The following is a 13,277-nucleotide window of genomic DNA, read 5'->3' as shown; positions in this document are numbered from 1 at the left end:
GTATGGGTACGGTCAGGAAAGTCCCTATGCGGAAATGTACCGGCTGCGGTGAGATGAAGAGTAAGAAGGAAATGCTCCGTGTTCTGAAGACACCGGAGGATGAGATCATTCTGGATGCCACAGGCAGAAAGAACGGCAGAGGGGCATATCTGTGTTTTGACAAGGAATGCCTGCAGAAGGCCATCAAAAACAGAGGACTGGAGCGCTCTTTAAAGACAGCGATTCCGGTATCTGTATATGAGAGCCTGGAAAAGGAGTTTGATAAGCTTGAGCATCAGTAAAGAACTGTCCCTTCTGGGACTGGCGGCTAAAGCCGGAAGAGTGGTAAGCGGCGAGTTTGCCACGGAAAAAGCAGTGAAGGCAGGAAAAGCGCGCCTTGTCCTTGTGGCAGGCGATGCATCAGATAATTCAAAAAAAAAGTTTTCCGACATGTGTACTTACTATAAGGTGCCGCTGTATGTTGTCGGAACAAAGGAGGAGTTGGGAGGTGCCATTGGAAAGGATTACCGCGCGTCTCTGGGTGTGACGGATGATAATTTCGCAGTGGCGATGAAGAAAAAGCTGGAACAGATGGGAAAATAAAAAGGAGGGCAATATATGTCAAAACTGAGAGTGCATGAAATTGCAAGGGAATTAGATAAAACCAACAAGGAGGTCATGGATTTTTTGAAATCCAAAAATATAGATGTAAAAAGCCACATGAGCAGCCTTGAGGATGACCACGTGAGCATGATACGAGCAAACTTGAGAAAGGGAAATATGGCAGCAGCCAGCACAGATTCTGCAAAGCCGGCGGCGTCAGCAGAAGAGAAACCAAAGAAAAAGCTGATCCAGGTCTTCAGACCGCAGAACGCCAGTCATATGCCTGAGAGAAAACAAAAACCACAGAATCGTCCTGCAGAAGCAGGCAGTGTGCACAGCAGCAGCCAGCCGGGGAATAATCGTCCGGCACAGGGAGGAATGAAAACGGAAAGTACAGCAAATACTCAGAACAGGACGGATAATCGTCCAAACAGCGACAACAGAAACGGAGACCGTCCGAATCGTTACAATAACGATAACAGAAACAGTGATAACCGCCCAAGAACCAGCAGCGGAGACGGCCAGAACCGTTATAATAATGACAACAGAAACGGTGACAGCCGCCCGAGAACAAACACAGGCGACCGTCCGCGCTACAACAGCGACAACAGAAACGGTGACAGCCGCCCGAGAACAGGCACAGGCGACCGTCCGCGCTATAACAGCGACAACAGAAACGGTGACAGCCGCCCGAGAACAGGCACAGGCGATCGTCCGCGCTATAACAGCGACAACAGAAACGGTGACAGCCGTCCGAGAACAGGTACAGGCGACCGTCCGCGTTACAGCAGCGACAACAGAAACGGTGACAACCGTCCGAGAACAAACACAGGTGATCGTCCGCGCTACAACAGCGACAACAGAAACGGTGACAACCGTCCGAGAACAGGTACGGGCGACCGTCCGCGCTACAGCAGCGACAACAGAAACGGTGACAACCGTCCGAGAACAGGTACAGGCGACCGCCCGCGCTACAGCAGCGACAACAGAGGCGGTGATAATCGTCCGAGAACAGGCACCGGTCCGAACCGCTTCGGTGATAACCGTCAGAGAGGTACGGATAACCGTCAGGGCGGCGGATTTAACAGAGACAAAGGCGGCAAAGCAGATGCTCCCAAACTGGAATTTGTGGAGAAGGACAGCCGCAAATTAAACCGTGAGAATAAGAAGAAGGATGTCAAGAAAGACGATTTCAAGGCAGCCGGAAAACGCCCGAACCAGGGAGGCGGAAGACGTCCGAACCAGAGACTGCCGAAAGCGCTGCAGAGACCGAGCACCCAGCCTAAGGTGGAGGAGAAGAAGGAAGTTGTAAAAGAGATCACGCTTCCGGAGAAAATGACCATCCGCGAGCTGGCTGAGAAGATGAAAATGCAGCCCTCAGTTATCGTCAAGAAGCTTTTCATGGACGGTATCATGGTCACTGTGAACCATGAGATCGATTTTGAGAAGGCACAGGAGATCGCTCTGGAGTACGATATCATCGCAGAACCGGAAGAGAAGGTAGATGTGATCGCGGAACTTCTGAAAGAAGATGAAGAAGATGCCTCCTTACTGGTTCCGAGACCTCCGGTAGTCTGCGTTATGGGCCACGTTGACCATGGTAAAACATCTCTTCTGGACTGTATCAGAAACACCCATGTGACAGACAGAGAGGCAGGCGGTATCACACAGCACATCGGTGCCTACGTGGTTACCATCAATGATCAGAAGATCACCTTCCTTGACACACCGGGCCATGAGGCGTTTACTGCCATGCGTATGCGCGGTGCCAATGCTACAGATATTGCGATCCTGGTAGTTGCCGCTGATGACGGTGTGATGCCTCAGACAGTGGAAGCGATCAACCATGCCAAGGCTGCAGGCGTTGAGATCATTGTTGCCATCAACAAGATTGATAAGCCGAGTGCCAATATTGAGAGAGTAAAACAGGAATTATCCGAGTATGAGCTGATTCCGGAAGACTGGGGCGGAAGCACCATCTTTGTACCGGTATCCGCACATTCCGGGGAGGGTATCGAGACCCTTCTGGAGATGATCCTTCTGACTGCGGAAGTTTCAGAGCTGAAAGCCAATCCGAAGAGAATGGCAAGAGGTCTCGTGATCGAGGCAGAGCTTGACAAAGGAAAAGGCCCTGTTGCCACGATCCTGGTACAGAAAGGAACCCTGCGTGTAGGTGACTTCATTGCCGCCGGCGCATGCTCCGGTAAAGTCCGTGCCATGATGGATGACAAGGGAAGAAGAGTAAAAGAGGCAGGTCCGTCCACTCCGGTAGAGATCCTGGGTCTTAGTGACGTGCCAAACGCAGGAGAGATCCTGGTTGCAACAGAAAATGACAAAGAGGCAAAACACTTTGCTGCTACCTTTGTTTCCGAAAATAAAAACCGTCTTCTGGAAGAGACAAAAGCCAAGATGTCCCTGGATGATCTGTTCACACAGATTCAGGCAGGTAATCTGAAAGAACTTCCTCTGATCGTAAAAGCCGACGTACAGGGTTCTGTGGAAGCAGTGAAACAGAGTCTTGTGAAGCTTTCAAACGAGGAGGTTGTGGTGAAAGTCATCCACGGCGGTGCGGGTGCCATCAACGAATCTGATGTTACCCTTGCAAGCGCATCCAATGCCATTATCATCGGCTTCAATGTACGCCCGGATGTTACGGCTAAGGCCATTGCAGAGCAGGAGGGTGTTGACTTAAGACTGTACCGTGTCATCTATCAGGCCATCGAGGATGTGGAAGCTGCCATGAAGGGTATGCTGGACCCGGTATTCGAGGAGAAAGTCATCGGCCATGCGGAAGTACGTCAGACATTCAAGGCATCCGGAGTGGGTACCATTGCCGGCGGCTATGTTCTGGACGGTATGTTCCAGAGAAACTGCAAGGTCCGCATCACCAGGGGCGAAGAACAGATTTACGAAGGTGTTCTGGCATCTCTGAAACGCTTCAAAGATGATGTAAAAGAAGTAAAAGCAGGTTATGAATGCGGTCTCGTATTCGAGGACTTCAACGACGTTTTGGAAGAAGACAGGGTAGAAGCTTACATTATGGTGGAAGTGCCGAGATAGGAGAGCTTTTATGAGAAAAAACAGTATTAAAAATACACGGGTGAATGCTGAGGTTCACAAAGAACTGGCAGAGATCATCCGCAACGGTATCAAGGACCCGCGCATCCAGCCGATGACAAGCGTCACGGCAGTGGAAGTTGCGCCGGACCTTAAAACCTGCAAGGCATATATCAGTGTGCTTGGCGATGCAGAAGCGAAAAAGGACACCTTAGCAGGGCTTCGCAGTGCGGAAAGCTATATCCGCAGGCAGCTTGCCAAGACGGTGAACCTGAGAAATACGCCTGAGATCCGGTTTATTCTGGACGAATCCATTGAATATGGCGTAACCATGTCTAAGCTGATTGATGAGGTCAGCAGAAAAGACACAGCATCGGAGGTGCATGAGGATGGAGAAGATAGCGAGTGAACTGAAGGGAATCAAGAGGGCAGCCATCGCCGGACACGTTCGTCCGGACGGTGACTGTGTAGGCTCCTGCATGGGGCTTTACCTCTATCTGCGCGAAAATTATCCGGAGATTGAGACAGATGTCTATCTGGAACAGCCCAGGGATGCCTTTTCCCTGATCTCACATCTGGATGAGATCAGGACCGTGTGCGGCGGGGATGAGGTGTATGATGTGTTCTTTCTCATTGACACCAGCACGTCGGACCGCATCGGTGTGGCATCTGAAGCGTATCAGAAAGCGCGGAAACGAATCTGCATTGACCATCATGTGAGCAATAAGGGCTTTGGTGATATCAATGTGGTGAAGCCGGATGTAAGCTCCGCGTCAGAGGTGCTGTTTGGCCTTCTGGATGAGGAAAAAGTGTCAAAGCAGGCGGCAGAGGCCATCTATATGGGGATGGCCCATGACACCGGTGTGTTCAAATTTTCCTCTGCCACTCCGGAGACCATGCGCATTGCCGCAAAGCTCATGGAAAAAGGGATTGATTTTACAAGGATCATTGATGAGACCTTTTACCGGAAAAGCTATGTGCAGAACCAGATCCTGGGCAGATGCCTGATGGAGAGCATTATGCTGCTGAACGGAAAATGCATCATCGGGTGTATCAGAAAGCGCGATATGGAATTCTACGGTGTGGAACCAAAGGATTTAGACGGTATTGTTGACCAGCTCCGCATTACAAAAGGTGTGGAAGTTGCAGTCTTTTTGTATGAAGTAAAGACACAGGAATTTAAAGTGAGCATGCGCTCCAACGGTCCTGTGGATGTCAATATGGTAGCCAGCTATTTTTCAGGCGGCGGCCATGTGAAGGCAGCGGGCTGCACCATGCAGGGCTCTGTCTATGACGTGATCAACAATCTGACCGGACATATAGAAAAACAGATAAAGGAAAAATGCTGTGATTAACGGAGTTATTAACATATACAAGGAAAAGGGGTATACATCCCACGACGTTGTGGCAAAGCTTCGGGGCATTTTAAGACAAAAGAAGATTGGCCATACAGGTACGCTGGACCCGGACGCGGAGGGTGTTCTCCCGGTATGTCTGGGAAAGGCCACAAAGCTGTGTGACCTTCTGACAGATAAGCAGAAGACATATGAGGCGGTGCTGCATCTGGGGATCACCACAGATACCCAGGACATGACAGGCACTGTGCTGGAGGAAAAAGAGGTCTGTGCCGACCCTTCGGGCGTGCGCGCCTGTATCGAGAGCTTTCTCGGAGAGCAGCAGCAGATCCCTCCCATGTATTCTGCTTTAAAGGTAAACGGCAGGAAGCTTTACGAGCTTGCCCGTGAGGGAAAAGAAGTGGAGAGAAAGCCGCGCCGCGTGGTATTTTACGGGATTGATATTCTCGAGATGAATCTTCCGCTTGTGCGGTTTTCGGTTACCTGCTCCAAGGGTACTTATATCAGGACCCTGTGTCATGACATCGGTCAGAAGCTGGGCTGCGGCGGCTGTATGGAAAGTTTGCTGCGCACCCGTGTGGAGCGCTTTGACGTGAAGGATGCCCTGAAGCTTTCAGAGGTGGAGAAGGCGGCAGAAGCAGGCACGGTCCTGTCTCATGTTGTCACAATTGAGCAGATGTTTTCCCAATACGGAGAGATACAGGCACCGGCGTGTTTTGACAAAATGCTCCGCAACGGAAATGCGGTTCCCGCCAAATGCGTCATGGAGGACGGCACCAGAGTCCGCATGTACGACAGCAGCCGGCGTTTTATCGGCCTGTATGAATTTGAAGAGAAGAAAAAACAGTTTCGGCTGATTACCATGTTCTGCACCCCGGAGGATTTTGCGGAGAGCAGAAAGGAGACACCATGATATATACAACAGATGTGCCACGGCTTGGCGAGGGGGAGACAAGTGCAGTCACCCTCGGAAAATTCGACGGGCTGCACAGAGGACATCAGAAGCTTATGAACTGCATACGGGAGAAAAAAGAAGATAACTGTAAGGCGGTTATCTTTACTTTTGACGTGTCGCCTGTGGTGAGGCTTCTACATACCCCTGCAAAGGGACTTCTGACCAACGAGGAACGGGAGGAGCTGGCCTGTGAGCGGGGAATGGATATTCTGGTGGAGTGTCCTTTTACCGATACGCTCATGCACATGGAAGCAGAGGAATTTGTAAAAGAGTTCCTGGTGAACCGCATGCATGTGAGGTATCTGGCTGTGGGCCCTGATTTCAGATTCGGGCACGACAGGGCAGGTTCCCCCGAACTTTTGCGAAAAATGGGAGAAACTTACGGATTTACCGTTGACGTAGTGGAAAAATTAAAAGACGGCAGCCGGGAGATCAGCAGCACCTATGTGCGGGAAGAACTGGAAAAGGGAAATATGGAAAAGGTCAACGAGCTTCTGGGATATGTGTATTTTACCAGAGGTGAGATCGTGCACGGGCGGCAGCTTGGGCGTACCATAGGCGTCCCCACTGCCAACCTGATCCCTCCGGTCTGTAAGAAACTGCCGCCCAACGGTGTCTATATCACCCGTTCCCGTATTAGTGACAAAATATACCAGGGAATTACCAACGTAGGGTATAAGCCCACAGTTGCGGAACATTTTCTGGGTGTGGAGACATACCTTTTTGACTGTGACGAGGACTTGTACGGACAGGACGCAGAGGTGCGTTTTTACCGCTATTTGAGGCCGGAGAGAAAATTCGCCTCCCTTCAGGAATTAAAGGGACAATTGGATGTGGATGTCCAAAAAGGTCGAGATTTTTTCAAAGCGTTTGACAAATAATGATGGACAAACCTCAGATTTTCTATTATAGTTTATAACGAAATCTTTTTTACCAAGGAGATAAGAATGAACGTAGGAAACATTTTGACGCTGATAGGCGGTTTAGGGTTGTTCCTGTACGGCATGCGGGTGATGAGTGACAGCATTGAGAAGGCCGCGGGAGCAAAGATGCGTAGTTTTCTGGCTTTCTTTACAAAAAACAAGGTTGTGGGAATGCTGTTCGGTATGATTTTCTGTGCCATCATCCAGTCATCCAGTGCAACCACAGTAATGGTAGTCAGCTTTGTAAATGCAGGGCTTATGAATCTTTACCAGGCGGCAGGCGTGATCATGGGTGCCAATATCGGTACCACCATCACATCACAGCTTGTAGCTTTTAACCTTTCCCAGATTGCCCCGGTATTTTTGATGCTGGGCGTGATCATTGTCATGTTCTGCAAGAAGGAGAAGGTGAAAAAGGTCGGTGAGGTCATTCTGGGCTTTGGCGTGCTGTTCATGGGACTTTCACTCATGTCGGGAAGCATGGCGGGCCTGAAGGAATCACCATTTATCATCAGCCTGCTCTCCAATCTGAAAAATCCGTTTTTGGGTATTTTCATCGGATTTCTCATCACTGCCATTATCCAGAGCTCATCGGTAACGGTCAGCATACTGCTTTTGATGGCGCAGCAGGGTCTGCTTCCGCTGGGAATCTGCTTCTACATCATTTTGGGATGTAATATCGGTGCGTGTACTTCCGCACTGCTGGCAAGCCTCAATGGAAACAAAGACGCAAAACGCGCGGCGCTGATCCACTTTCTGTTCAACGTGATCGGTACAGTGATCATGGCGGTAATGCTTCTGCTGGGAGAGAGCTGGGAAGAGAATATGATCACCACACTTTCCGGAGGCAACATAGGACGGAGCGTGGCAAATGCCCACACCCTGTTCAAAGTTTTCCAGGTGTTGATTTTACTGCCGTTCTCCGGTGCCATTGTAAAGATGACCTATCTCTTCGTTCCCGGAAAGGACGAAGAGGCCACAGACGGCGGCTTCAAGCTGGAATACATAGGTCCCACCAATGTATTCTCACCCAGTACGGCTGTAGTGGAAGCTACAAAAGAGCTGGAGAGAATGGGTAATATGGCTATCACCAATTTAAACAGAGCGATGAATGCGCTGATCACAATGGATGAGGAGGAGATCGCAGAGGTCTACCGGGTGGAAAAACATATTGATTATATGAACCACGCCATCACGGATTATCTGATCGCCATCAACCAGAGCACGCTGCCCATTGATGATATCAAGAGCATCGGCGGCCTTTTCCATGTGGTGAACGATATTGAGAGAATCGGAGACCATGCGGAGAATGTGGCAGACGCAGCCATTGAGCGCAGGGAGAAAAATATCGAGTTCAGTCCGGCGGCCCAGAAGGAGCTGGCTGAAATGATGGACAAGGTTATAAGGATCATGACTTACTCCATGGACATGTTCTCCCATAACAGCCAGAAGCATCTCCAGGAGATCCTGGAGCTGGAGGACAGCATTGATGAGATGGAGAGACATCTCCAGGAGACCCATATACAGCGTCTTACCAGAAATGAATGTACACCCGACGCCAGCATGATCTATTCAGACCTGATTTCCGGTCTGGAGCGTGTGGCTGACCATGCAACAAACATTGCATTCTCCATTCTGGACGAAGAACCGGAAGAAGATAAGAGAATTGTAATGAAATCGTAATAAAATCGTAAAATACAGGCAATACTCTATAATACAATAAAAGATATGCTTTTATTGTCCTGAATACCAAAGAAAAAGCCTGCGGCAGAAGCGCCGCGGGCTTTTTGCGTCCGGCCCGGCAAAGTACGGCCGGAAGGAATGATGGTTTCTTTGAAAAGGAGTATTTTATGCAGAATTTTATGAAAAAAATCAGTTATACACTGGCAGGTACCGGTATGCTTCTGGCAGCAGTGCCAGTTATGGCAGAACCGGCAGAGAACGTTCCCACAGAGCAGTGCTGTGCCGTGGCAGATGTGGATAGCTGCCTGAATATCAGGGAGGGGGCAGGTACGGATGCTGCCATCATCGGCAAACTCCCCAAGGACGGGCTCTGTTATGTGGAGAGCACAGAGGGAGAATGGTCTTATATCAGCTCCGGGGAGATGACAGGGTATGTGTGCAACCTGTATCTGGATATGCTGGGCACCAATGAGGCGGATTATCTGGAGATGACAGGGCTTACAGAGCCGGTGCTGGCATATCCGGTGGATGACCCGGAGCCGGTGCCTGTTATCAACCCCTCGGACGTGCGCACGTCTTTGGTCAATTATGCCCTTCAGTTTGTGGGGAATCCCTATGTCTGGGGTGGGACAAGCCTGACAAACGGCGCGGACTGCTCCGGTTTTGTACAGACCCTTTACAATGATTTTGGCGTGGATATCCCCAGGGTGGCAGCAGACCAGGCAAACGCGGGACAGAGAATATCCGTGGAGGAAGCACTTCCCGGGGACCTGATCTTTTACTCGGAAAACGGGTATATTTATCATGTGGTCATGTACATCGGCGATGGACAGGTGGTCCATGCCAGCAGTTCCGCCACAGGTATAAAAGTGTCTGATCTGTACAGGGAACAGGCTGTCTGGGGCGTGCGTTTTTTCTGAAAATGCATCTTTACAACTACGGACTGTTATGCTATACTAAACCAGTATGAGCACAGCCCTGATTCAGGAATTGGAAACTCCGACCGTTTCTTAATCAGAGGCGATTATAAAAAAGAATATGGAGGAACATACAATGATTTCTAAAGAAAAGAAACAGGCTATCATGGCAGAATATGCAAGAACACCGGGCGACACAGGTTCACCGGAAGTGCAGGTTGCAGTTTTAACAGCAAGGATTGAGGAACTGACAGAGCACTTAAAGACAAACCACAAAGATCATCACTCCAGAAGAGGTCTTCTGAAAATGGTAGGTCAGAGACGTGGTTTACTTGCTTATCTGAAGAAAACTGATATTGAGAGATACCGTACTTTGATCGAGAAGTTAGGTCTTAGAAAATAATCAGTCAAACCTAGGGGCGGAGTATTCCGCCCCATTTTATCACGGCGAAGATACTGGAACCGAGACCACTGAAAAGGGTATTTCCTTACAGGGAAATGCATTTTTCAGTTGTTTCGGACAGCGCATCGCCGAAGAATGTAAAGGAGAAATAATATGTACAAGAGTTTTACCATGGAACTTGCAGGCAGAACCCTGACGGTTGACATTGACCGTGTGGCTAAGCAGGCAAACGGCGCAGCATTCATGCATTACGGAGACACCACCGTATTATCTACGGCGACAGCTTCTGACAAACCGAGAGAGGGAATTGATTTCTTCCCGCTGAGCGTTGAGTACGAAGAGAAATTATATGCAGTCGGAAAAATCCCGGGAGGATTTAACAAGAGAGAAGGAAAGGCCAGTGAGCATGCCATCCTGACTTCACGTGTCATTGACCGTCCTATGCGTCCTCTGTTCCCAAAGGATTACAGAAATGACGTTACCCTGAACAACATGGTAATGTCCGTAGACCCTGAGTGCAACCCTGAGGTCGTTGCTATGCTGGGTTCTTCTATCGCTACCTGTATTTCCGATATTCCTTTTGATGGTCCCTGTGCGGCAACCATGATCGGAATGATCGGCGGGGAACTGATCGTGAACCCCACACTGGCACAGAAAGATATCTCAGACCTGCAGCTTACCGTTGCATCCACAAGAGAAAAAGTGATCATGATCGAAGCCGGAGCCAACGAGATTCCGGAAGACAAGATGATCGAGGCAATTTTCCTGGCTCATGAAGTGAACCGTGAGATCATTGCATTTATAGATAAGATCGTGGCAGAATGCGGAAAAGAAAAACACACGTATGAGAGCTGTGCAGTTCCGGAAGAACTGTTTGCGGCGATCAAAGAGGTGGTGACACCGGAAGCCATGGAAGAAGCTGTGTTTACAGATGACAAGCAGACAAGAGAAGGCAACATCCGCGCGATCACAGAAAAGCTGGAAGAGGCTTTTGCTGAGAACGAAGAGTGGCTGGCACTGATTCCGGACGCTGTTTACCAGTACCAGAAAAAGACAGTCCGCAAGATGATCCTCAGAGACCATAAGCGTCCGGACGGCCGTGAGATCAGACAGATTCGTCCTCTGGCAGCAGAGACAGACCTGATTCCGCGCGTTCACGGTTCCGCTATGTTCACCCGCGGACAGACCCAGATCTGTACCATCACCACTCTGGCTCCTCTTTCCGAGGCACAGAGACTGGACGGACTGGATGAGTTTGAGACAAGCAAACGCTATATGCACCACTATAATTTCCCGTCCTATTCTGTAGGTGAGACAAAACCATCCAGAGGTCCGGGACGCCGTGAGATTGGTCATGGTGCTCTTGCTGAACGTGCGCTGGTACCGGTGCTTCCAGCAACAGAGGAGTTCCCGTATGCGATCCGTACCGTATCTGAGACTTTTGAGTCCAACGGTTCCACATCACAGGCAAGTATCTGTGCATCCACCATGTCCCTGATGGCAGCAGGTGTTCCCATTAAGAAACCGGTAGCCGGTATCTCCTGCGGTCTGGTGACAGGCGACACAGATGATGATTATATTGTTCTGACAGATATCCAGGGTCTTGAAGATTTCTTCGGAGATATGGACTTTAAGGTAGCCGGTACACATGACGGCATCACAGCGATCCAGATGGATATTAAGATCCACGGACTGACAAGACCGATCATTGAGGAGGCCATTGCCAGAACAAAAGAAGCCAGAGAGTACATCCTGACAGAAGTTATGGAAAAATGTATTCCGGCTCCGAGAGACCACGTGAATGAGTACGCACCGAAGATTATCCAGATCCAGATCGATCCGGAGAAGATTGGTGACGTGGTAGGCCAGAGAGGAAAAACAATCAACGCGATCATCGACGAGACAGGCGTTAAAATTGACATTGATGATACAGGTGCAGTTTCTGTCTGCGGCACAGACCAGAAGATGATGGATAAAGCACTTCACTATGTGAAGGTCATCACCACAGACTTCGTGGAAGGCCAGATCTATTCAGGCAAGGTTGTAAGCATCAAAGACTTTGGTGCATTCCTGGAATTTGCTCCGGGCAAAGAGGGTATGGTTCACATTTCCAAAATTGCCAAAGAGAGAATCAACCGCGTAGAGGATGTCCTGACACTTGGAGACAAGGTAAAGGTAATCTGCATGGGCAAGGACAAGATGGGAAGAATCAGCTTCAGCATCAAGGACGTGCCGAAGGACGCACAGTAATTCGTAAAAATATTGAGGGGAGAGCCAGGCAGCCTGTATCCGGACTGCCGGTCCTCTCCTTTTTTCATGAGAATAGAAACGGTTACGGCAGGAGGGAAGTTTCATGAGATATCATAACATCACAAAAGATGACATGCTGAACGGGGATGGCCTGCGGGTAGTCTTATGGGTATCCGGCTGTTCCCACTGCTGCAAGGACTGCCAGAATCCCATCACCTGGGACCCGGAGAGCGGTCTTGCATTTGATGAGGCAGCGAAAGAAGAGATTTTCGAGCAATTGGGTAAAAGCTACATATCCGGAATCACATTTTCCGGCGGGGACCCGCTGTATTTTCAGAACGAGCCGGAAGTGACGGCATTTGCAAAAGAGATCAGGGAAAAATATCCGGCCAAGACTATATGGCTTTACACCGGATACCTGTGGGAAGAACTACAGGGAAAAGAGATTCTGAGATACCTGGACGTGCTGGTGGACGGCAGGTTTGTGGCGGAGAAGAAGGATATTGCCCTGAAATGGAAAGGCAGTTCCAACCAGAGGGTGATTGATGTGCAGAGATCCCTGGAAGAGGGAAATGTGGTACTGCATGCAGATTAAAATAAAAAACATACAGGAGATGACTATGAGAAGAATTGCAAAATTTCATAAAGTGAGCAGAGAACAGTTCGCAGAGGGATGGAAAGACACCTTTGGTGAGGTGACAGAAGAGGAGATCAATACCGTATACGACAGCATAAAACTCCCAAAAAGAGCAACCGCAGGAAGTGCGGGCTATGATTTTTACAGCCCCCTCTCCTTTGAGCTGAAACCCGGTGAGACGGTGAAGATCCCTACCGGCGTGCGCGCGGAGATGGATGAGGGATGGGTCCTTAAATTGTATCCGAGAAGCGGACTGGGATTTAAATATCGTCTGCAGCTAAACAATACAGTTGGTATCATAGACAGCGATTATTTTCATTCAGACAATGAGGGTCATATTTTTGTGAAAATAACAAATGATTCCAATGAGGGAAAAACCGTATGCGTGGAAGCAGGTACCGGATTTGCGCAGGGAATCTTTGTGGAATACGGGATTACCGTGGATGACGACGTGTGTGAGATCCGAAACGGAGGATTTGGAAGTACAACCAAATAAATAGACTGAGTAGTTTACT

Annotated in this window: 13 protein-coding genes; all 13 read left to right on the top strand. The window is 49.5% G+C overall.

The genetic code is table 11. The features are described from left to right. The first annotated feature begins 2 nt into the window (after positions 1-2). Positions 3-281 (top strand): RNase P modulator RnpM, encoded by a 279-nt coding sequence (gene rnpM, locus WMO65_RS05645; protein WP_033143297.1) that lies wholly within the window; start codon positions 3-5, stop codon positions 279-281. Next, entirely contained in the window at positions 238-582 is a 345-nt protein-coding gene (locus WMO65_RS05640; protein ID WP_390424989.1) for a L7Ae/L30e/S12e/Gadd45 family ribosomal protein, read from the top strand. The genes rnpM and WMO65_RS05640 overlap by 44 nt, the downstream gene beginning before the upstream one ends. Positions 583-597: 15 nt before the next feature. After that, positions 598-3,642, top strand: a complete 3,045-nt coding sequence (infB, locus tag WMO65_RS05635; protein WP_349063817.1) for a translation initiation factor IF-2 — start codon at positions 598-600, stop codon at positions 3,640-3,642. A 10-nt stretch (positions 3,643-3,652) separates the two neighbouring features. Beyond that, complete coding sequence (gene rbfA, locus WMO65_RS05630; protein ID WP_033143294.1) at positions 3,653-4,048, top strand: 30S ribosome-binding factor RbfA; 396 nt, start codon at positions 3,653-3,655, stop codon at positions 4,046-4,048. Then, positions 4,029-4,994, top strand: a complete 966-nt coding sequence (locus tag WMO65_RS05625) for a DHH family phosphoesterase (protein WP_033143293.1) — start codon at positions 4,029-4,031, stop codon at positions 4,992-4,994. Before rbfA ends, WMO65_RS05625 begins: the two co-directional genes overlap by 20 nt. Further along, positions 4,987-5,907 carry a tRNA pseudouridine(55) synthase TruB gene (gene truB / locus WMO65_RS05620; protein WP_033143292.1) on the top strand — a complete coding sequence of 307 codons (921 nt, stop codon included), beginning with the start codon at positions 4,987-4,989 and terminating at the stop codon, positions 5,905-5,907. The genes WMO65_RS05625 and truB overlap by 8 nt, the downstream gene beginning before the upstream one ends. After that, positions 5,904-6,830: a bifunctional riboflavin kinase/FAD synthetase gene (locus WMO65_RS05615; RefSeq protein ID WP_033143291.1), complete on the top strand. Its 927-nt coding sequence runs from the start codon at positions 5,904-5,906 to the stop codon at positions 6,828-6,830. Before truB ends, WMO65_RS05615 begins: the two co-directional genes overlap by 4 nt. A gap of 66 nt (positions 6,831-6,896) precedes the next feature. Further along, positions 6,897-8,555, top strand: coding sequence for a Na/Pi cotransporter family protein (locus tag WMO65_RS05610; RefSeq protein WP_349063813.1), 1,659 nt, complete (start codon positions 6,897-6,899; stop codon positions 8,553-8,555). A 167-nt stretch (positions 8,556-8,722) separates the two neighbouring features. Next, complete coding sequence (locus tag WMO65_RS05605; RefSeq protein WP_033143289.1) at positions 8,723-9,475, top strand: C40 family peptidase; 753 nt, start codon at positions 8,723-8,725, stop codon at positions 9,473-9,475. Between the two features lie 133 nt (positions 9,476-9,608). Further along, the gene (gene rpsO / locus WMO65_RS05600; RefSeq protein ID WP_033143288.1) at positions 9,609-9,875 is read left to right on the top strand and encodes a 30S ribosomal protein S15; all 267 of its coding nucleotides are present in this window, start codon (positions 9,609-9,611) and stop codon (positions 9,873-9,875) included. A 153-nt stretch (positions 9,876-10,028) separates the two neighbouring features. Further along, complete coding sequence (locus tag WMO65_RS05595; protein WP_033143287.1) at positions 10,029-12,125, top strand: polyribonucleotide nucleotidyltransferase; 2,097 nt, start codon at positions 10,029-10,031, stop codon at positions 12,123-12,125. Positions 12,126-12,228: 103 nt separating this feature from the next. Beyond that, the gene (gene nrdG / locus WMO65_RS05590) at positions 12,229-12,720 is read left to right on the top strand and encodes an anaerobic ribonucleoside-triphosphate reductase activating protein (protein ID WP_033143286.1); all 492 of its coding nucleotides are present in this window, start codon (positions 12,229-12,231) and stop codon (positions 12,718-12,720) included. A 25-nt stretch (positions 12,721-12,745) separates the two neighbouring features. Continuing rightward, the gene (locus WMO65_RS05585) at positions 12,746-13,258 is read left to right on the top strand and encodes a dCTP deaminase/dUTPase family protein (RefSeq protein WP_033143311.1); all 513 of its coding nucleotides are present in this window, start codon (positions 12,746-12,748) and stop codon (positions 13,256-13,258) included. Positions 13,259-13,277 lie beyond the last annotated feature (19 nt).

Origin of the sequence: Blautia caccae, assembly GCF_040095955.1 — a bacterium.
GTDB classification, from domain to species: Bacteria; Bacillota; Clostridia; order Lachnospirales; family Lachnospiraceae; genus Blautia; species Blautia celeris.
Note: the sequence above shows the minus strand (reverse complement) of the source record. Positions and strands in the feature narration are given on the sequence as shown.